Annotated in this window: 19 protein-coding genes and 1 tRNA gene; 13 read left to right on the top strand and 7 right to left on the bottom strand. The window is 52.7% G+C overall.

All coding sequences use genetic code 11. The annotated features are described in order from the left end of the window. Window positions 1-13: 13 nt before the first annotated feature. From phoC to ACQZQY_RS19910, 6 genes are all read right to left on the bottom strand, one after another. Window positions 14-751, bottom strand: coding sequence for an acid phosphatase PhoC (phoC, locus tag ACQZQY_RS19935; RefSeq protein ID WP_056774350.1), 738 nt, complete (start codon window positions 749-751; stop codon window positions 14-16). A gap of 137 nt (window positions 752-888) precedes the next feature. Beyond that, window positions 889-1,167, bottom strand: coding sequence for a DUF3761 domain-containing protein (locus tag ACQZQY_RS19930; RefSeq protein ID WP_136376815.1), 279 nt, complete (start codon window positions 1,165-1,167; stop codon window positions 889-891). A gap of 360 nt (window positions 1,168-1,527) precedes the next feature. Then, window positions 1,528-1,827: a hypothetical protein gene (locus ACQZQY_RS19925; protein ID WP_431296265.1), complete on the bottom strand. Its 300-nt coding sequence runs from the start codon at window positions 1,825-1,827 to the stop codon at window positions 1,528-1,530. A gap of 24 nt (window positions 1,828-1,851) precedes the next feature. Beyond that, window positions 1,852-2,976, bottom strand: coding sequence for an SEFIR domain-containing protein (locus tag ACQZQY_RS19920; protein ID WP_431296264.1), 1,125 nt, complete (start codon window positions 2,974-2,976; stop codon window positions 1,852-1,854). 854 nt (window positions 2,977-3,830) lie between these two features. After that, window positions 3,831-3,905 (bottom strand) — tRNA-Arg (locus ACQZQY_RS19915). Between the two features lie 111 nt (window positions 3,906-4,016). Further along, a complete protein-coding gene (locus tag ACQZQY_RS19910) occupies window positions 4,017-4,934 on the bottom strand; it encodes a formate/nitrite transporter family protein (RefSeq protein WP_183847811.1) in 918 nt (305 codons plus the stop codon). A 249-nt stretch (window positions 4,935-5,183) separates the two neighbouring features. Here ACQZQY_RS19910 and ccmA point away from each other — a divergent pair, with 249 nt between their 5' ends. From ccmA to mlaA, 10 genes are all read left to right on the top strand, one after another. Beyond that, window positions 5,184-5,825 carry a cytochrome c biogenesis heme-transporting ATPase CcmA gene (gene ccmA / locus ACQZQY_RS19905; RefSeq protein ID WP_122097515.1) on the top strand — a complete coding sequence of 214 codons (642 nt, stop codon included), beginning with the start codon at window positions 5,184-5,186 and terminating at the stop codon, window positions 5,823-5,825. A 21-nt stretch (window positions 5,826-5,846) separates the two neighbouring features. Continuing rightward, entirely contained in the window at window positions 5,847-6,506 is a 660-nt protein-coding gene (ccmB, locus tag ACQZQY_RS19900) for a heme exporter protein CcmB (RefSeq protein WP_056782086.1), read from the top strand. A gap of 216 nt (window positions 6,507-6,722) precedes the next feature. Beyond that, window positions 6,723-7,460: a heme ABC transporter permease gene (locus ACQZQY_RS19895; RefSeq protein ID WP_056782087.1), complete on the top strand. Its 738-nt coding sequence runs from the start codon at window positions 6,723-6,725 to the stop codon at window positions 7,458-7,460. After that, window positions 7,457-7,717 (top strand): heme exporter protein CcmD, encoded by a 261-nt coding sequence (gene ccmD, locus ACQZQY_RS19890; protein WP_056782089.1) that lies wholly within the window; start codon window positions 7,457-7,459, stop codon window positions 7,715-7,717. Before ACQZQY_RS19895 ends, ccmD begins: the two co-directional genes overlap by 4 nt. After that, a complete protein-coding gene (ccmE, locus tag ACQZQY_RS19885) occupies window positions 7,714-8,208 on the top strand; it encodes a cytochrome c maturation protein CcmE (protein WP_431296263.1) in 495 nt (164 codons plus the stop codon). Before ccmD ends, ccmE begins: the two co-directional genes overlap by 4 nt. Further along, window positions 8,205-10,178 (top strand): heme lyase CcmF/NrfE family subunit, encoded by a 1,974-nt coding sequence (locus tag ACQZQY_RS19880; RefSeq protein ID WP_056782093.1) that lies wholly within the window; start codon window positions 8,205-8,207, stop codon window positions 10,176-10,178. Before ccmE ends, ACQZQY_RS19880 begins: the two co-directional genes overlap by 4 nt. Then, a complete protein-coding gene (locus tag ACQZQY_RS19875) occupies window positions 10,175-10,726 on the top strand; it encodes a DsbE family thiol:disulfide interchange protein (protein ID WP_056782095.1) in 552 nt (183 codons plus the stop codon). The genes ACQZQY_RS19880 and ACQZQY_RS19875 overlap by 4 nt, the downstream gene beginning before the upstream one ends. Further along, on the top strand, window positions 10,723-11,208 hold the full coding sequence (locus tag ACQZQY_RS19870) for a cytochrome c-type biogenesis protein (protein ID WP_431296262.1): 486 nt from the start codon (window positions 10,723-10,725) through the stop codon (window positions 11,206-11,208). Before ACQZQY_RS19875 ends, ACQZQY_RS19870 begins: the two co-directional genes overlap by 4 nt. Further along, complete coding sequence (gene ccmI, locus ACQZQY_RS19865) at window positions 11,205-12,419, top strand: c-type cytochrome biogenesis protein CcmI (RefSeq protein ID WP_431296261.1); 1,215 nt, start codon at window positions 11,205-11,207, stop codon at window positions 12,417-12,419. The genes ACQZQY_RS19870 and ccmI overlap by 4 nt, the downstream gene beginning before the upstream one ends. Before the next feature lie 35 nt (window positions 12,420-12,454). After that, complete coding sequence (mlaA, locus tag ACQZQY_RS19860; protein WP_056782103.1) at window positions 12,455-13,222, top strand: phospholipid-binding lipoprotein MlaA; 768 nt, start codon at window positions 12,455-12,457, stop codon at window positions 13,220-13,222. A 67-nt stretch (window positions 13,223-13,289) separates the two neighbouring features. Here the strand turns inward: mlaA and fadL are convergent, their stop codons facing one another. Then, window positions 13,290-14,567, bottom strand: coding sequence for a long-chain fatty acid transporter FadL (fadL, locus tag ACQZQY_RS19855; RefSeq protein ID WP_056782104.1), 1,278 nt, complete (start codon window positions 14,565-14,567; stop codon window positions 13,290-13,292). 417 nt (window positions 14,568-14,984) lie between these two features. Between fadL and ACQZQY_RS19850 the strand changes: the two genes are divergently transcribed. From ACQZQY_RS19850 to fadJ, 3 genes are all read left to right on the top strand, one after another. Continuing rightward, window positions 14,985-15,317, top strand: coding sequence for a YfcZ/YiiS family protein (locus ACQZQY_RS19850; RefSeq protein WP_431296260.1), 333 nt, complete (start codon window positions 14,985-14,987; stop codon window positions 15,315-15,317). A gap of 211 nt (window positions 15,318-15,528) precedes the next feature. Further along, window positions 15,529-16,842, top strand: coding sequence for an acetyl-CoA C-acyltransferase FadI (gene fadI, locus ACQZQY_RS19845; protein WP_056782106.1), 1,314 nt, complete (start codon window positions 15,529-15,531; stop codon window positions 16,840-16,842). After that, window positions 16,839-19,022, top strand: coding sequence for a fatty acid oxidation complex subunit alpha FadJ (gene fadJ, locus ACQZQY_RS19840; RefSeq protein WP_431296259.1), 2,184 nt, complete (start codon window positions 16,839-16,841; stop codon window positions 19,020-19,022). Before fadI ends, fadJ begins: the two co-directional genes overlap by 4 nt. The last annotated feature ends 124 nt before the right edge of the window (window positions 19,023-19,146 follow it).

Genomic DNA, 19,146 nt, shown 5'->3' with positions numbered 1-19,146 from the left:
TCATGATGCCGCTTTATTTATGTTGTTTCGCAAACTCTTCTTTGGCTTTCTTCAACTGCTGCTGGAAGGCGTCGTTCGTGTGAAGCGTGGCGACCACCGCGGAGCCGACGATGCGTGCGGCATCGACATCGCTCTGCCAGTGGTATCCGCAGATCACACGGCTCTGGCCCAGATCATAACCGCGCTGAAGGATTTGATCCTGACGTTGCGGGTTGATTTCAGTCAGTACCAGCGCGGTCGCCCAGCCGATAGAGGTGTGGCCGGAAGGATAGGATCCGTTCTTCGACAGCTTATCTTGCTCAGTGGTGTTACAGGTCGGCACGCCGTAGAAGGCAAACGGACGAATGCGCATGTACTTCTCTTTGGCTGAGCGGGTCGCCAGATCGCCGGCATCTTCAATCATATTGGTCAAAAGCTTGTGCAACTCCGGCGTATCTTTGGCTGTGATCGGCGAGCCAAACGCACCGGAGAAGGCATTCGCCACGCCGCCGCCGCTCAGGTTAGCGTCTTCAGCAGCCTGTTTGCCGCGCTCGGTTGAACGCAGCAACCGGCCTTGTTCATACATGGCCTGATCGTTGAGAAACGCGATACTGCCAACGGCAGGTGGCGGCGGGAGAAGCGTCAGGCTGTTGATCGCCTGATCGTTTTTCAGATAGTAAAGGTCTGGTTTGGTGGTCGCATCGTTGCCGGTGAGGGCGAATGCATTGACAGAAAACAGGCTGGCGAGGCAAAAAGTAGTCAAAGTCTTCATCAAAGTTTCCTTACTTACATCTTAGATTTCATTACGAACTCATTTCCGTAACATTTTTTAACATGTGTAAGTAAAACAAATTTTTTGCAGGAAAGTTTGCGTGAGATCTCAAAACTGGGAATTTGTGGAGATTGCTGTCAGTTGAGCCAGGCAGCGACACCTCCGTGTCTGGAACAGGTCCCCCGGCGATGCGTACTGAAACTGTAAGTGCCATCCCTGCACTGAGCCGATGCGCCATCGGGCGCGTTACCCGATTTTGTATGTGCCGGACGGTGAATTTCCTGCCCGTCAGAGTTGGTGTAATCCCCTTGCTCGACAAGTTCATTATCCGAAGGCGGAGACTGTGTATGCTGTTTTGCCGTTGCGGTATTGAATAAAAGCGTGATCGCAAAAAGAACAAATCCGAGTAAGCGCATGATGGCACTGCATCCCTGTCGTTGCTGTATGGGTTGTAATTATTTGCGACGAGAATACACCTGAAAACCACATAAACAATGCTGATATTTGAACAGTAGTTGAGCGGCTAAAGGACGTGCATAAGGAGAAGGGGGGATATATTTTTGGAGCAAGATGAACAGGACGGGAAGGGTTGGATGGTGTTCCTTAAAGGAATTGAATTTGTATTTAAACTATTATTTTTTGTTTATGTACAAATTGTATCTAATTCAACCTGTAATACATTTCCAGGTTAGTATCTGGCGACAAAAAAGTGAGAGATGTTATAAAGAAATATAAAGGCATTATTAGAATGCCTTTATATAATCAGTATGTATTAATTAAGAAAGAGTATCCCATTTATCCATATTAAAAACTTTCGGATATGACAAACCTCTAAAGCTGCTACCGAGAGTGTAATCCCGTTTACCTCTTTCAATGCTTTCGGTGATAGCACTTTTTAACTTCCCCGCGTCTTGATATCCAGTTAACTCTAAAAGTTTTTTGAAATGCTTATGCTGAGTAGCTCTAATAAAAAATGGATATTTTTGTGAATGCTTTGCGTAATAAATTGTTTGAGGATACCAATATCGATTTTTCTCGATGAGAGACATGAGTGTTGCAATTAAATCTGCTTGCATAATGTCAGTGAATATTAAGTCTGTTCATTCTGCATTTATTTTTAACAACTCAGCAACTGCTGAGTTTAATATCATTTTAGGTGGTGATAGTTTACTTTGAAGTAGGTCTGAATGGAAATAAAACTCATCAAAACTACAAAATTGATAATCATTTGATAAAGACGTTTCTGGCAACTCATAATGTGTTTTTAGTACTTCATTAGCGAGTAAGAATTTTTCATTTTTGATTAGTGCTGCAAGGATATATAAAAATGTTTCATATGCAAAAGCTTTATGTGCATGGAAGTCATCTTCACTCCATGAATCAACTTCTATCGGTCTAGATGCCATTTCCAACAGCCTTTTTAGCACATTAAGTAAGCTCTCAGAAAAGTCAGGCTTTTCAAAACGACTTTCCAATAGACACCAATCTACTAGAATATTTCTTACATTTACCAGTTGTTTAAAATCATCAATTACTTTTTGAGGGAAATCAGCTTCATTGGATGCTGATCTAACTCTTAAAGAATCAGCGAAATTAAAACAAGAATCCAGTAAATCGTCTCTATATAGTGAGGTGGTTATTTTTTCGCTCAATAATGCATTTTTAAAAACTCTAAATTTTGAATCCATTTCATAGGTGTTTTTTGTTTGTTTTACATCAAGATATGAGGGTCTTTTGCTTACTTCTGGTTTTATTAACTCTGGCTTTCCATGAAGTAATCTAATTAATCTTTCCCAGTTTTCATTTTCTTTCTCGGGGCTGGAAAAATCAATATAAATACGGCTTTTAAAAAAAACAGGAGTACATGCTTCTGTATCATCATTAAATTCATAAACTAGCGGGATAAATTTAGATTGTGAAACTCGATTGTAAACCTCTTGAGAAATAATCTGCGATTCAGTTCCAACACCCGACTTTCTTTTGTTAGCTTTTTCAGAGTATTTCTTGTCACAAATAATTAGTACATGGCTAACAGTTTCATCTGTTACCATTTTTTCCATAAAATGATTCTTATCGTCTCCTTCTTTTAAATCATAAATATCAACAATTGTATCAACTCCATCTGCTGCTAAGCGTTGTACTAATTCAATAATTTGATCTTGGCGGGCTTGTCCATCCCAACTGTATGAGATAAAAACTTTTGGTTGTTTTTCAATGATTTCCATTAGTAGTCCTTTATAGGTTTATTGCATTAATAAAATATTTTAATATGGTTTTTTAAATATAGTGATTTAATTAAATAGAGATGTAGTATCTTGTTTTTTAAATATTTTATGATGAGCGCAATGCTATCTCTACCACGTCTGCCCGCTTATCATGTCGGTTTTAATGCATATGTAGGGACGCGCTTAGCCGGCCAGAACAACCTTAAGATTCCTGAAAAATACCCATTTTTTAATGTAAAAGCATCCAGTCAGAATGCACCACTCATTCAGAGAAAATCAATAATTTGATCGTGTTTTTATCATGAATTTTTGAAGGGAAGCGGATCAGTACAAGAACAACGAAAGTGGCGGAGGGGGTAATAAAAAGTGAGCACCTCAAAAGCATGATTACGCCTAGATACTCATTTTTGTGATGAGCAATATTTGCCGTTATAGCACCGTTGCGCTGAGTTGCTCTTTCTTGCGCTTAAGGGCTTCAAATGCCTTCGACCGGCTACCGTTTGTAGCAAGTTTCGCGCTAAATACTTCGTCTCAGTTTGTTGAGAGCCAGTTTTACAAATAACGCTTTTCTGAGCCATGTCGAAACGTTAGTGCGTTATCTTTTCTTACAATGAGGGATTAATTACCCGATTAATAGTTTTATAGATTTACTATTTATGATCTGAAGGGGTTATTGAGTTAAGCAATTTTCGAATTCATTAGTCTTAATCACCTCGGTTTTCTTTATACCCTGGGTTGGATAGCTACCAAAGTTCTTTGTAGATTCATTTTGCTGTCCAGAAGGGACATATGATTTTTGTCAGGCAGGGAAAATACCAGGGGGTATGCGATGGGATGTTACGAGAACTAAAAAATGGTGTCCCCTACAGGAATCGAACCTGTAACTAGCCCTTAGGAGGGGCTTGTTATATCCGTTTAACTAAGGAGACACGGGCGCCTGTGGAAAGCGCCCGCGTAGTATACCCGTTTTTCTCTCAATAATAAGGCGTTAGCCTGCCGTTTGGTCGTTTCCTCGCCAGTTGCGGCGGTTTTACTGACGTTTACGGCTTCGCGGCCTCTTTCTTCGCGGCTTCCTGTTCCTCTTTTTTGGCTTTGGCTTTCTTCTGGTTACTCATGTCGTTACGGATCTGTGCGTGGCTTATCAGTGCGAAGATAAAGGTGCCACCGGCGATGTTCCCCGCGAGCGTTGGCAGGGCGAACGGCCAGATGAATTCATACCAGGGGATCGCGCCGGAGAACACCAGGTAGAGAACCTCCACCGAACCGACCACGATGTGCGTCAGGTCGCCTATCGCCACCATGTAGGTCATCAGCATGATCACCCAGAGTTTGGCGGTACCGGCGGACGGGATCATCCACACCATCGTGGCAATCAGCCAGCCGGACACCATTCCGCCGACAAACATGGCTTCCGGGCCTTTCTCCATGATCTCCAGACTGATGGTGCGGAAGGCTTCGTCAGTGGTGGTATCGAAGAACGGCACCAGATGGAACGCCAGCGCCGCAATCCCGCCGCCGAGGATGTTGCCGCCCAGCACCAGACCCCATAACCGCAGCAGCAGCAGGATATTTTTGCCGGTCAGTTTTTGCATCACCGGTAAAACCGCCGTCACAGTGTTTTCAGTGAACAGCTGCTGGCGCGCCATGATCACAATAATGAACCCGACGGTATAACCGATGTTCTCGATGAAGAACCGTTCCGGGGAATCCGGCAGGCGTGCGTGCAGAATGCCTTTCGCCATTAATGACGCGCTGATGGAAAGCCCGGCGGCGATGGCTGACCACAATAAAGCCTGCCCGTCGCGCTCCAGCTCTTTCTCACCTTCCATGCGGATAACTTCGTGTACCGCTGCGGCTTTGGACGGCAAATTGTCCTCGCCGGTTTCGATCTCTTTGCCCTGTGCGTGCTCGTCGCTGTCGACGTCACTGCTTTCCTGTTTTTTGTGCTCTTGTTGCATGGTGATTCCTTCGGTGTGCCGCAAGGCGGCTTTAAAATGTGTTCAGGGATAAGCATAGGCGAGACAACGCGTTTATGAGCAAATATACATAAAAGTTACAAAGCATTAACCCATGAACCTTATGGGACAATTTGTGGATTGTGTGCTGGATTTCAGGGTTTTCAGCCATGTAAACTGTGGCACCTTGCGCTGCGTCGCCTCTGACGCCTGTGATATGATGCGTACTTGTGAAAAATAAGAGATATCCTCATGTTTGAAGCCCTTAATCTGAGTTGTGTTCGCGATGAGCGAACCTTGTTCAGCGGCTTAAGTTTCACCCTCGAACCGGGTGAAATCGTGCAGATTGAGGGGCGCAACGGCGCCGGTAAAACCAGCTTAATGCGCATTCTTGCCGGGCTTTCCTCTGCGGACGCCGGTGAAGTTCGCTGGCAGGGCGTGAATACCCGCCGTCAGCGCGACGTTTTTCATCAGCAGCTGCTGTATCTCGGCCACCAGCCCGGCGTAAAGTCAGTGCTTACTGCGTTTGAAAACCTTGCCTTCTATCTGTCTGTTAACCGCCCGTCCGGAAAGGCTGAAGCCGATGCCGATGCGATTTATCAGGCATTAGACAATGTCGGGCTGCTGGGGTACGAGGATGTGACAGTGGCGCAAATGTCCGCCGGACAGCAGCGCCGTGTTGCCCTGGCGCGTTTATGGCTGAGCACCGCGCCGTTATGGATCCTTGATGAACCGCTGACCGCCATTGATAAACAAGGCGTTGCCACGCTGATCAACCTGTTTGAACAACACGCAGAGCAGGGCGGTATGGTGCTGCTGACCACGCATCAGGATTTGCAGGGCGTGAGCCGTGACGTGCGAAAACTCCGTCTGACCAGCGAAGAGCTGGCGTGACGCCTGGGGAAATGAGACGGAATGTTTACTAAAGTCCTGCGACGTGAACTGAAAATTGCCTTTCGCAAAAGCGCCGAAATTATCAACCCGCTGTGGTTTTTCCTGATTGTGATCACTCTGTTTCCGTTAGGCATTGGCCCGGAGCCTAAGCTGCTGGCGCGGATAGCACCCGGTATTGTCTGGGTCGCGGCGCTGTTGTCTTCGCTTCTGGCGCTGGAAAGGTTGTTCCGTGATGACTATCTCGATGGCACGCTCGAGCAACTGCTGTTACTGCCTTCGCCGCTGGCGCTCACGGTTGTGGGGAAAGTATGTGCTCACTGGGTGGTGACCGGTCTGCCATTACTGCTCCTGTCACCGCTGATTGCTTTACTGCTTTCGCTGGATTTTGAAACCTGGAAAGCGGTCGCGCTGACCCTGTTACTGGGCACGCCGACGCTGAGTTTTATCGGCGCGATTGGCGTCGCGCTCACCGTCGGGCTGCGCAAAGGCGGCGTGCTGCTCAGCCTGCTGGTGCTGCCGCTGTATATTCCGGTACTGATATTTTCCACCGGCGCGATTGATGCGGCGTCCATGTCGATGCCGATCGACGGTTATCTGGCGATCCTCGGTGCGATGCTGGCGGGCAGTGCGACGTTAGCGCCCTTCGCCACGGCGGCAGCGCTGAGAGTGAGCGTCCACTGACAGTTGTGTCTGTGCGCCACGCGAAGTGGAATTATTTTACCTGTCGTTACAATACGGAAGAAAAAACGCAACCTTTGACTAACATCACATTTCTCTATGATCAAAAATAGAGAGATTGCTAAGTAAGTGCGGAAGACCGCTGTCTGACCGCGCAAGAGCCCGATGAGGCTCCACGGCAACCCGCACAGTGACATTTTAGAGTGAGCAACGATAACAATGTGGAAATGGTTACATCAACTCGCAAGGCCTGAACGGCTTTACCACGTCTGTGGCCGGTTCATTCCGTGGCTCGGGCTGCTTGGCATTGCCTGCCTGCTGATCGGCTGGGTATGGGGTTTTGGCTACGCGCCGCCGGATTATCAGCAAGGTAACAGTTACCGGATTATGTATATTCATGTCCCGGCGGCCATCTGGTCGATGGGAATTTACAGCGGCATGGCTATCGCCGCCTTTATCGGGCTGGTGTGGCAGATGAAAATGTCCGATCTGGCCGTGGCTGCCATGGCACCGGTGGGGGCTGTTTTCACGTTTATTGCACTGGTCACCGGCTCTGCCTGGGGCAAACCGATGTGGGGCACCTGGTGGGTGTGGGACGCACGTCTGACGTCCGAGCTGGTGTTACTGTTCCTCTATCTTGGCGTGATTGCGCTCTACAACGCGTTCGACGATCGCCGTCTGGCGGGGCGTGCGGCCGGTATTCTGGTGCTGGTCGGCGTGGTAAATATCCCGATCATTCATTATTCCGTGCAATGGTGGAACACCCTGCATCAGGGCTCGACCAATATGCAGCAAACCATCGACCCGAGTATGCGCTACCCGCTGCGCTGGGCGATCTTCGGTTATCTGTTCTTCTTTATTACCCTGACGCTGATGCGCTTACGTAACCTGATCCTGGTTCAGGAGCGTCTGCGTCCATGGGTGGCTGGCCTGCTGAATAAGGAGCGTCGCGGATGAGCCCTGCATTCTCCAGCTGGCATGATTTCTTTGCGATGGGCGGCTATGCGTTTTATGTCTGGCTGTCCGTTGCCGCCACGCTGATCTCCCTGATTGCGCTGGTGGCGCACACTTTCGTGCAGCACCGCCAGATCCTCAATGAGGTCCGCCGCCGTCAGGCCCGCGAAAAACGCATTATTCAGTCTCAGTCTAAAAAACAGCCTGGCGCACAGACGTCAGCGCTGGAACCGGACACCTCCCCGGAGAAGTTATTGTGAATCCACGTCGTAAAAAGCGCATGACGCTGGCGCTGCTGGTGCTGATCGGCCTTGGCCTGAGCATCACGCTGGTGATGTACGCGCTGCGCTCCAATATTGATTTGTTCTATACGCCGGGTGAAATTTTGCAGGGCAAAGGGGAAAACCACGAAATGCCGGAAGTTGGCCAGCGGTTGCGCATCGGCGGCATGGTGATGCCCGGTTCGGTAAAACGTGACCCGAAAAGTTTGCAGGTGAGTTTTAAAATTTATGATGCGCGCGGGGCGATTGCGGTGACCTACAACGGCATTCTGCCCGACCTGTTCCGTGAAGGGCAGGGCGTGGTGGCGCAGGGCGTGATGGAACAGGGAAACGTGGTGAATGCCATTCAGGTTCTGGCGAAACACGATGAAAACTATGTGCCGCCGGAAGTCGCCGACGCCATGAAAGAAAACCACAAAGGGCCTGCTTCGGCCTATGTGGGTAACGAGAAAGGAAACGACCGCTCATGATGCCGGAACTGGGAACATTTGCACTTTGTCTGGCGTTAGGTCTGGCGGTGTTACTGAGTATTTATCCGCAGTGGGGTGCGGCAAGGCAGGACAGCCGCATGATGGCGATGGCGCGTCCGCTGGCTTATGGGATGTTTGCCTGCATCACGCTGGCATTCATTATTCTGGTCCATGCGTTTGTGGTGAATGATTTCACCGTCGCTTATGTCGCGAACAATTCCAACACCCATCTTCCGGTGTATTACCGGGTGGCGGCCACCTGGGGCGCGCACGAAGGTTCCCTGCTGTTGTGGGTGCTGTTGCTCAGTTGCTGGACGCTGGCGGTGGCATTGTTCAGCCGCCAGATGCCGCAGGATGCCATCGCGCGCGTGCTGGCCGTGATGGGCATGATCACCGGCGGCTTCCTGCTGTTTATCCTGCTGACCTCGAATCCGTTTATCCGCTCATTGCCGAATTTCCCGGTGGACGGCAGTGACCTCAATCCGGTGTTGCAGGATATCGGCCTGATTTTCCATCCGCCGTTGCTGTACATGGGATATGTCGGTTTCTCCGTGGCATTTGCTTTCGCGATTGCTTCGCTGATGGCAGGGCGCCTGGATACCGCGTGGGCGCGTTGGTCACGTCCGTGGACGCAGGCCGCATGGGTATTTCTGACGATCGGTATTGTGCTCGGATCGGCGTGGGCGTATTACGAATTAGGCTGGGGCGGCTGGTGGTTCTGGGATCCGGTTGAAAACGCCTCCTTTATGCCGTGGCTGGCAGGGACGGCGCTGATCCACTCGCTCGCCGTCACGGAAAAACGCGGGACGTTCAAAGCCTGGACCGTGCTGCTGGCGATCACCGCCTTCTCGCTGTGTCTGCTCGGGACATTCCTGGTGCGCTCCGGCGTGCTGGTGTCGGTTCACTCGTTCGCCTCAGATCCGGCGCGCGGCATGTTTATTCTGGCTTATCTGGTGATTGTGATTGGCGGTTCGCTGCTGCTGTACGCCATCAAAGGTAATTCGGTGCGTGCGCCGAGCCGTCACGAACTGCATTCGCGCGAAACGTATTTGCTCAGCAATAACGTCCTGCTGGTGGCGGCGATGCTGGTGGTGCTGCTCGGCACGCTGTTGCCACTTATCCATAAACAACTGGGTATGGGCAGTATTTCTATCGGCGAACCCTTCTTCAATACGATGTTTACCTGGCTGATGGCGCCGCTGGCGCTGCTGCTGGGCATCGGGCCGCTGGTGCGCTGGCGTCGTGATGAGCCGAGCAAACTGTGGCGTCGTCTGGGCGTGGCGCTGTTGGTCACGCTGGTCTTGTCGATTCTTCTGCCGTGGTTGTTGCAGGACAAGATCGTCGGCATGACCGTGGTCGGCATGCTGATGGCCGTGTGGGTGATTGTGCTTACCCTGATGGAATTGCACGAACGCGCCACGCATCGCCACTCGTTCTGGCGCGGCCTGACCAAACTTTCCCGCAGCCACTGGGGTATGGTGCTCGGCCATCTGGGCGTGGCGGTGACGGTGATCGGCATCGCGTTCAGCCAGAATTACAGCGTTGAGCGTGATGTGCGCATGAAAGCCGGTGATACCGTGGATATTCATGACTATCACTTTATCTTCCGCGACGTTCGCGATATTACCGGTCCGAACTATACCGGCGGTGAAGCGAATATTGACGTCACGCAGAACGGCAAAAAAATCACCACGCTGCATGCTGAAAAACGCTTCTACAGCGTGGCGCGCAGCATGATGACCGAAGCGGCCATTGACGGCAATCTGGCGCGCGACCTTTACGCCGCGCTGGGTGAAGAGATGGACGACGGTTCGTGGGCGGTGCGTTTGTACTACAAACCTTTTGTCCGCTGGATATGGCTGGGTGGTCTGTTTATGGCAGCCGGTGGCGTGATGTGTATTTTGGATCCGCGATACCGCATGAGTAAAAAACTCAAAAAACAAGGTCTGGCGGAGGCTGAAGACGCATGAACCGTAAACTCCTCTTTATTCCGCTGTTCTTGTTCCTGGCGCTGGCGGCGGCATTTCTGGTGCAGCTGACCCGCAATGCCAACGGCGATGATCCGACCCTGCTGGAATCTGCGCTTATCGGCAAACCTGTGCCGGTGTTTACGCTGGAATCGCTGGCCGAGGCCGGGAAAACCTACGATCAGTCGGTACTGCGCGACGGCAAACCGATGCTGCTCAACGTCTGGGCGACCTGGTGCCCGACCTGCCGGGCTGAACATGATTATCTGAACCGGCTTGCCGCCACTGGCGTGCGTGTGGTCGGGCTCAATTACAAAGACAACCGGCAGAAAGCAGTGAACTGGCTGAATACGCTGGGCAATCCTTACATGCTGAGCCTGTACGACGGCGACGGCATGTTAGGCTTAGATCTCGGCGTTTACGGCGCACCGGAAACCTTCCTGATCGACGGTCAGGGCATCATCCGCTATCGCCATGCCGGTGACTTAAATGAGAAAGTCTGGCAGGCCGAAGTCTTGCCGCTGTACAAAAAGTACGGAGGTGGCGCATGAAAATGCTTTCGTCATTGCCGGCGTTAGTACTCGGCCTGATGCTGAGTGTCAGCGCGTTTGCCGCCATCGACACTTACCAGTTTGCCTCGCCGGAGCAGGAACAGGCGTATCGCGACATCACGGCACAACTGCGCTGCCCGAAATGCCAGAACACCAACATCGCCGCGTCTGACTCGATCATCGCCGCTGACATGCGCACCAAAGTCTTTCAGTTGCTGAAAGAGGGGCAAGATCGCCAGCAAATCGTCGCCTACATGGTGGCGCGCTATGGCAATTTCGTCACATACGAACCGCCGGTCACGCCATCGACCCTGATTTTGTGGCTGGGACCGGTGCTGGTGGTGCTCATCGGCGGCGCAATGATTTTCATGCGCGCCCGCCGTGGCCCGGTGAGCAGCAGAACCGCCGCACAACAGATGCCTGAACAAGAGAGACAGCGCCTGGCGCAGTTACTTAAAGACAGCGACAGGAAAAAATCATGAGTATTTTTTGGCTGTGTATTTTGGTGATGCTGGTCATCGCGCTGGCGCTGTTTATCGTGCCGGTTCTGCGCGGCGACCGCCGCGAGCACACCACGCGCGATGCGCTGAACAAAGCGTTTTATCATCACCGGTTAAGTGAGCTGGAAGAAGACGAAGCGCAGGGTGTGGTGGATGAACGTCCGGCGCATATTCAGGAATTACAGGAAAATCTGCTGACCGATATTCCGGCCGGTCAGGCACCGGCGGCGTCGCAGCCGATCGCGCGCTGGACGCTGGTACCGGGCGCACTGTTGCTGGTGATCATCACGCTGGGAGTGTATCTCTACGCCGGTGGTCTGGGGCAGGTGAGTGCGTGGAATCAGGTGATGCAGCGTATGCCAGATTTGCGTCACCGCATCGCAGACGATCGCGGCACACCGCTGACCATTATGGATGTACAGGATTTAGGATTAGGCCTGCGCACTGAGTTACAGGACGATCCTAAAAATGTGCAGGACTGGGTGATGCTTGGCCGCGTTGGTATGGCGCTCAATAATGGCCCAACGGCGACGCAGGCTTACGCCCATGCATATGCCCTTGCGCCAGATGATGTGGCGGTAAAACTCGGGTATGCCGAAGTGTTAACCCGCTCTTCCGATCCGCAGGATAACCTTACCGGGGGAAATCTCCTGCGCGGTATGCTGGAAAAATCTCAGGGTGACCTGCGTGTATTAAGCCTGCTGGCCTATAATGAATTTGAACAGGGGCACTACCCGCAAGCGATTGGCGCGTGGGAAGTTATGCTGAAAATTCTGCCCGCCGGTGACAAGCGCCTCGAGATGGTGCGTGCCAGTATCGAACAGGCGAAACAAAAGTCCGGTGCCGATCAGGCGAAACTGGCCGTCAACGTCAGCCTTTCTGCCACGGCTCAGCAGACACTGCCGCAGGATGGCACGGTCTTTATTTCGGTGACCGACGGCAGCAGCCCGGTGCCGGTGGCAGTGAAAAAACTGCCCCTGAGCCGCTTCCCGCTGGCGATCACCGTGGACGACAGTAATGCGATGATGCCGGAACGCTTGCTTTCTTCGCTGCATCAATTAAAAGTACGCGTTCGTATTTCACAGAATGGTCTGGCGACGCCAGCTTCGGGTGACTGGTACGGCGACAGTCCGCTGACAGATTTTGCCGGTAACGGTCAGGTCAGCATTGAAATTAATCAGCAGGTTCCGTAATCAGAGAGCCGAAGATCAATAACAGGGAGATATCCATGAACTTACGCCTGACTGGGCTGGCGTTTGCGACCGTTTTACTGGTCGGTTGTGCCGGCACGTCCGGATCCTCTGACAGCGAACAGCAGGGACGTTCTGATCCGCTGGAAGGTTTCAACCGGGTCATGTTCGACTTCAACTATAACTATATGGATCCGTATCTGGTGCGGCCTGTTGCCGTGGCGTGGCGTGATTATGTCCCGCAACCGGCGCGTAACGGCACCAGTAACTTCCTCAGCAACCTCGACGAACCGGCCAGCATGGTGAACTCCTTGCTTAAAGGCGATCCGTACCGCGCGGCGATCCACTTCAACCGCTTCTTCCTGAACACCTTGTTAGGGATGGGCGGTCTGATTGACGTGGCAGGAATGGCGAACCCGAAACTGGCGCGTGAAGAGGCGCAGGGCTTTGGCAGCACGCTGGGACATTATGGTGTCGGTTACGGCCCGTACGCCGTCCTGCCTGGTTATGGCAGCGCGACCCTGCGTGACGAGGGGGGCGATTTAGTCGATGATCTCTATCCGATGCTCAGCTATCTGACGTTCTGGATGTCAGCCGGTAAATGGGTGCTGGAAGGCGTCGAAACCCGTGCTGAATTGCTGGATTCTGATGGCATCATTCGTAACTCTTCTGATCCTTACCTGATGATCCGTGAAGCTTACTTCCAGCGTCACGACTTCCTGGCGAGAGGCGGTCAGCTGACGCCACAGGAAAACCCGAATGCGGCACTGATTCAGGGTGACCTGAAAGATATCGATTCGGAATAACCGTTTCATCGCCATAAAAAAAGCGCCTTTCGGCGCTTTTTTCATTTCAGGCATCACACTCAACTCATCAGAAGCTGTAGTTAAAGTTCGCGCCGTACAACATGGCCGTCCCTTTCGCCTGGAATTCATACTTAGGCGCGTTGGCAGACACCTGCTCGCTGATGTTGACGGTCTGGCCATGCATATAAGAGACGCCGACATCCACTGAAGCATCTTTGGTGAATGCGTACGTGGTCCCCGCAGAGACCCAGAAGCGGTCCTGATCCGGAATCGAAATGGTGCGGTTATCCGCCGGAACCGGGCTGTCATCGAATGCCACACCGGTACGGAAGGTCCAGTTTTCGTCGTAGTAATAGGTGGTACCCAGCGCGATGCGGTAAGCATCGTGATAGCCTTCGTCTTTCTGGAACAGGGTCTGGCCGTTAGAACCGGTGGCTTTCAGCTCCTGGAACTGGCTCCAGCTGGTGTAAGCCAGGCTGTAGTGAACGGCCCATTTTGGCGCAACGCGGTTATAACCTGACACTTCCCACATTTCCGGCAGGTTCAGGGTCAGGGAGCCAGGCACGGTTTGACCGCCTGTGCCGCCCAGTGCGCGTGGAATGCCGTTACGGTATTCCCCGTCGAAATCAATTTTCACTTCTGAACGGTAAGTGAAGGCGTAGCGGTTGTTGTCATCGACTTCATACAGAATACCGGCGTTCCAGCCGTAGCCCCATTCGTTGCCTTTCAGCTTGGCCGCTTCGGTATCTTCAGAAATCAGACCACGGGTCGCCAGCGGGGCGAGTTCACCGGCGGTACGACGAATTTTTGCTTTCGCATAAACGGCATCAAAGCCCACGCCGAAGCTGAAGTTCTCGTTGAAACGATAAGCGACGCTTAAGTTATTATTGATGGTCATCAGATCGGTTTCGCCACCGATCGGGCCCGCCGGGTAATTATCGTTAAACTCGGTCGCCAGACCGTAGTTAGACGTCGCCGACGCACCCACTGCCCACTGTTCATTCAGCGGCATAATAAAGTGAATATTCGGTACCCACTGGTTCGGCGCAATGTTACCTGCATCGGTGCTGGCACCGGTGACCGGGGATTTGCCCGTCACGCTGACATCCGGGTCAACGTAAACCGCACCGATGGAAAATGCCGGACGATCAAACATCGTCATGGTCGCCGGGTTGCGGCTACCAGACGCCGCGGTGTCTGCAATCGCGCCTTCACCAGAGAAGGAACGACCTAAACCCGCAGCGGTATATTCGTTGAGCTGAAAACCTGCTGCATAAACGTTGGAAGAAACAATTGCCACTGCAGCTGCCAGAGCTGATCTTTTAAACAGGTTTTTCTGGTTCATGACCAAAACCTCAATTTTATGTTTTTTATCAAACAATGTTACATCGAGTAACAATGAGCGCGGGATTGTAGGGTCCGTTATCAGTCTGACAAATCAGACCAGTGAGCGAAGTATAGGTCTGACCTGTGGTGTAGTTGCAATCATGTTTCATTGATATTTCTTATTTGATGCAAGAAATCGGATCCACTTAACAAAAAACCAACATTAAAAGTTCAATTCAGAAACGTTAAACTGAGAAACCTGACTTAAATTTAATCTGTTCTTCGCCATTTTGTGATCTGAAGCACGATAAACACACATAATAAGTAAGTGCTAGTCGAAGCGGGAGAGGGTGGCGTAAAATACGAAAGGAAAATAAATCTTAAATTCGCAAAAGGCCAGACGGTGGACGTTGCCGTTGATGCCGGGGAGAAAATTATGTCTGACGTAACCATGTCCTCTAAATCCACCCAACCTCTGCACTCCATCAACAAATGCGGCGTAGAAGAAACGGCAGCCTGCTGTTGTGTTGATGTGGGCACTATCATGGACAACACCGATTGCACCGCTTCTTACAGCCACGTTTTCGAAAACGAAGCCCAGGCCAAAGAGATGCTGCAATCCCTGACCGAACGTGCGCGCGGTGTCGAATCTGCACCCTGCGAGATCACCAGCCGCATGGAAAAAGTGGCCGGTGGCGTTGAGCTGAATATCGATTTCACTTTTAGCTGCCAGGCTGAAACCATGATCTTCCAGCTGGCTTTAAGATAATCCCACCTGAGCATTTCACATGCCGCTGCCCGCCCGCAGCGGTATTTTTTTGTCCGTCATCCTTTCCCGCCTGCTTTCCTTCTCATTCTAATTTCAGAAAAATTTGCTGTTGCTCGCACTTCGGCCGCTTTCGCTTTGCCAAATGTAAATACATGGTTAAAACTGAGTTATCAGGTCAGACCTCTTAGACCCTATTTACTCAGGAGCATGTATGAACAAGGTCATTCCACTGGTAACGCGTGAAGGCGATCGCATTGCGATTGTCGATGGTTTACGCACGCCATTCGCGAAACAGGCCACCGCCTACCACGGCATCCCCGCCGTAGATCTGGGCAAAATGGTGGTCAGCGAATTGCTGGCGAAAAGTGGGATTGACCCGAAAGTTATCGATCAGCTGGTGTTCGGACAGGTGGTACAAATGCCGGAAGCGCCGAACATTGCGCGCGAAATTGTGCTCGGCACCGGCATGAATGTCTCGACCGATGCTTACAGCGTCTCGCGCGCCTGTGCCACCAGTTTTCAGGCGGTGGCGAATGTGGCTGAAAGCATTCTCAGCGGAACGGTCAGCGTCGGCATCGCCGGGGGCGCGGATTCTTCTTCGGTGCTGCCCATTGGCGTCAGTAAACGTCTCGCCCGCACGCTGGTTGACGTCAACAAAGCCCGCACACTGTCACAGCGTTTGTCGCTGTTCAGTAAACTTAAACTGCGTGACCTGATGCCGGTACCTCCGGCGGTTGCGGAGTATTCGACCGGCCTGCGCATGGGCGACACCGCCGAGCAGATGGCGAAAAGCCACGGCATTACCCGTCAGCAGCAGGACGAACTGGCGCACCGTTCCCACACGCTGGCGGCGCTGGCCTGGGAACAGGGCTACCTGAACAGTCAGGTAATGGCCGCGCAGATCCCGCCGTACCGTGAGGTGCTGCAAAAAGACAACAATATCCGCCTCAATTCAGAGATCGGGCAATATGCCAAACTGCGTCCGGCGTTTGACCGCAAACATGGCACCGTCACCGCCGCCACCAGCACGCCGCTGACGGACGGCGCCGCCGCGGTGCTGATGATGAGCGAGTCCCGCGCCCGTGAGCTTGGCCTGCAGCCGCTCGGCTATCTGAAAAGTTTTGCCTTTGCCGCCATCGATGTCTGGGAAGATATGCTCCTCGGCCCGGCGTACGCCACGCCGATCGCCCTTGACCGGGCGGGGCTGACGTTTGCCGATCTCGATCTGATCGACATGCATGAAGCTTTTGCGGCACAGACGCTGGCGAACATCAAAATGCTGGGCAGCGAGCAGTTTGCCCGTGAAAAACTGGGGCGCAGCGAAGCGGTGGGGGAAATCGACTGGGATAAGTTCAATGTGCTTGGCGGTTCGCTGGCTTACGGACATCCGTTTGCCGCCACTGGCGCGCGCATGATCACCCAGACACTGCATGAATTACGCCGCCGTGGCGGAAAATACGGCCTGACGACGGCCTGCGCCGCCGGGGGTTTAGGCGCGGCGATGATCCTGGAGGCGGCACAATGAAAGACAGCATGGAAAACTCAATCACAGCGCCGGATTCCGCGTTTTCACTGATGTTTACCAACGAACATATCGGCATCATCACCATTGATGTTCCCGGTGAAAAAGTGAATACCTTAAAGGCTGAATTTGCTGAGCAAATCTCCTCTATTCTGCATAAAGCGCAACAGTATCCGAATCTGAAGGGGCTGGTGCTGATTTCCGGCAAACCCGATTCTTTTATCGCCGGTGCCGATATCACCATGATTGCCGGCTGCAAAACCGCCGCAGAGGCCAGCCAGCTCGCGCTGAAAGGCCAGACGGTGATGTCGCAGATTGCCTCATTCTCCGTGCCGGTGGTGGCCGCCATTCACGGCGCCTGCCTCGGCGGCGGTCTGGAACTGGCGCTGGCCTGCCATGCCCGCATTTGTTCGCTGGATGATAAAACTCAGCTCGGCCTGCCGGAAGTGCAACTTGGCCTGTTGCCAGGCTCCGGCGGTACGCAGCGCCTGCCGCGTTTAATCGGTGCGCCGAAAGCGCTGGAACTGATGCTCACCGGCCGAAGCCTGCGGGCGAAACAGGCATTGAAACTGGGGCTGGTGGATGACGCTGTACCTTATTCAATCTTGCTGCAAACGGCGCTGGAACGCGTAGCCAAAGGCCGCAGGGCGCGCCCTGTGCTGCCGTGGCAGGCAAGACTGGCGGGCGGACCGCTGGGGAAAAGTGTGCTGTTCCATTTTGTGCGCAAACAGACGCGCGCTAAAACCCACGGCAATTATCCGGCCACCGAAAAAATCATCGATGTGGTGAAAACCGGTCTGGATCAGGGCAGCGGTAATGGTTATCAGGCGGAAGCAAACGCGTTTGGCGAACTGGTGATGACGCCTGAATCCGCTGCGCTGCGCGGCTTATTCTTTGCGTCCACGGCGCTGAAAAAAGAGACAGGTGCGGATGCCCAACCCCTGCCGCTTCGCCGTGTCGGCATTCTTGGCGGTGGGCTGATGGGCGGGGGTATCGCTAACGTTACGGCCACCCGCGCCGGGCTGCCGGTGCGTATCAAAGACATCAATGTCGAGGGTATCCGCCATGCGCTGAAATACAGCTGGGATTTGCTGGAGAAAAAAGTGCGCAGCCGCAGACTGACGCGCAATGAACAGCAACGCCAGATGATGCTTATTTCAGGCACCACTGATTACAGCGGCTTTGCGCAGGTGGATCTGGTGGTTGAAGCCGTCTTCGAAGATCTGGCGCTGAAACAGGGCATGGTGGCGGAGATTGAGAAAAATGCCGCTCCGCACACTATTTTCGCTTCAAACACCTCTTCTCTACCTATTCATCAGATAGCCGCGCAGGCGGACAGACCTGAACAGGTGATTGGTCTGCACTATTTCAGCCCGGTGGATAAAATGCCGCTGGTGGAAGTGATCCCGCATGCCGGCACCAGTGCGCAGACGATTTCCACAACAGTGTCGCTGGCGAAGAAACAGGGAAAAACAGCCATTGTGGTGGGTGACAGTGCCGGGTTCTACGTTAACCGCATTCTTGCGCCCTACATCAACGAAGCGGCGCGCTGTGTTCTGGCTGGGGAACCCATCGATCACATCGACAAAGCGCTGGTCAGCTTTGGTTTCCCGGTCGGGCCGGTGCAGTTGCTTGATGAAGTAGGGATCGACGTCGGCACTAAAATTAGCCCGATTCTGGTGGATGCGTTTGGCGAACGGTTTGCTGCACCCGCCGGTTTTGATGCGGTGCTCAAAGACGATCGCAAAGGGCGTAAAAACGGCAAAGGCTTCTATCTTTATGCCCAGAAAGGGCGCATGGCTAAGAAAAAACAGGTCGATCCTGCCGTCTATCGCCTGCTCAACGTCACCCCGAAAGTGCAGCAGCCGGAGACGGAAATCGCACAACGTTGTGTGATGCTGATGCTCAATGAGGCGGTGCGGTGTCTGGATGAAAAGGTGATCCGCAGCGCGCGTGATGGCGATTTGGGCGCGGTATTTGGCATCGGTTTCCCCCCGTTTCGCGGCGGGCCGTTCCGCTACATTGATACGCTGGGGGCGGCAAACGTGGTGAAAACCCTGGAGCAACTGGCACAGCGTTACGGTGAACACTTTACGCCGTGCGAAGGTCTGGTGCTTCGCGCGGCGAACGCCGGGCTTTTCTATCCGAAAGGCGAGGCGAAGGAAATTGCCGACGCAGTGTGACCTCCGTCACTGTGTGACGATGTATTTCGCGAGAGTGTGGAACAGATCCTGCTTGCAGCCATACTTAAGCCTGCGGGATCTTTTTTATGGGGAGGTCGGTTTTGTACAAGAACAAACCCAAACG

Source organism: Rahnella sp. PAMC25559, from assembly GCF_050632365.1.
GTDB classification, from domain to species: Bacteria; Pseudomonadota; Gammaproteobacteria; order Enterobacterales; family Enterobacteriaceae; genus Rahnella; species Rahnella rivi.
Note: the sequence above shows the minus strand (reverse complement) of the source record. Positions and strands in the feature narration are given on the sequence as shown.

Coding starts and splice junctions, on each gene's coding strand:
- phoC (WP_056774350.1), bottom strand. CDS start 751: ATGAAGACTTTGACTACTTTTTGCCTCGCCAGCCTGTTTTCTGTCAAT.
- ACQZQY_RS19930 (WP_136376815.1), bottom strand. CDS start 1,167: ATGCGCTTACTCGGATTTGTTCTTTTTGCGATCACGCTTTTATTCAAT.
- ACQZQY_RS19925 (WP_431296265.1), bottom strand. CDS start 1,827: ATGCAAGCAGATTTAATTGCAACACTCATGTCTCTCATCGAGAAAAAT.
- ACQZQY_RS19920 (WP_431296264.1), bottom strand. CDS start 2,976: ATGGAAATCATTGAAAAACAACCAAAAGTTTTTATCTCATACAGTTGG.
- ACQZQY_RS19910 (WP_183847811.1), bottom strand. CDS start 4,934: ATGCAACAAGAGCACAAAAAACAGGAAAGCAGTGACGTCGACAGCGAC.
- ccmA (WP_122097515.1), top strand. CDS start 5,184: ATGTTTGAAGCCCTTAATCTGAGTTGTGTTCGCGATGAGCGAACCTTG.
- ccmB (WP_056782086.1), top strand. CDS start 5,847: ATGTTTACTAAAGTCCTGCGACGTGAACTGAAAATTGCCTTTCGCAAA.
- ACQZQY_RS19895 (WP_056782087.1), top strand. CDS start 6,723: ATGTGGAAATGGTTACATCAACTCGCAAGGCCTGAACGGCTTTACCAC.
- ccmD (WP_056782089.1), top strand. CDS start 7,457: ATGAGCCCTGCATTCTCCAGCTGGCATGATTTCTTTGCGATGGGCGGC.
- ACQZQY_RS19880 (WP_056782093.1), top strand. CDS start 8,205: ATGATGCCGGAACTGGGAACATTTGCACTTTGTCTGGCGTTAGGTCTG.
- ACQZQY_RS19875 (WP_056782095.1), top strand. CDS start 10,175: ATGAACCGTAAACTCCTCTTTATTCCGCTGTTCTTGTTCCTGGCGCTG.
- ACQZQY_RS19870 (WP_431296262.1), top strand. CDS start 10,723: ATGAAAATGCTTTCGTCATTGCCGGCGTTAGTACTCGGCCTGATGCTG.
- ccmI (WP_431296261.1), top strand. CDS start 11,205: ATGAGTATTTTTTGGCTGTGTATTTTGGTGATGCTGGTCATCGCGCTG.
- mlaA (WP_056782103.1), top strand. CDS start 12,455: ATGAACTTACGCCTGACTGGGCTGGCGTTTGCGACCGTTTTACTGGTC.
- fadL (WP_056782104.1), bottom strand. CDS start 14,567: ATGAACCAGAAAAACCTGTTTAAAAGATCAGCTCTGGCAGCTGCAGTG.
- ACQZQY_RS19850 (WP_431296260.1), top strand. CDS start 14,985: ATGTCTGACGTAACCATGTCCTCTAAATCCACCCAACCTCTGCACTCC.
- fadI (WP_056782106.1), top strand. CDS start 15,529: ATGAACAAGGTCATTCCACTGGTAACGCGTGAAGGCGATCGCATTGCG.
- fadJ (WP_431296259.1), top strand. CDS start 16,839: ATGAAAGACAGCATGGAAAACTCAATCACAGCGCCGGATTCCGCGTTT.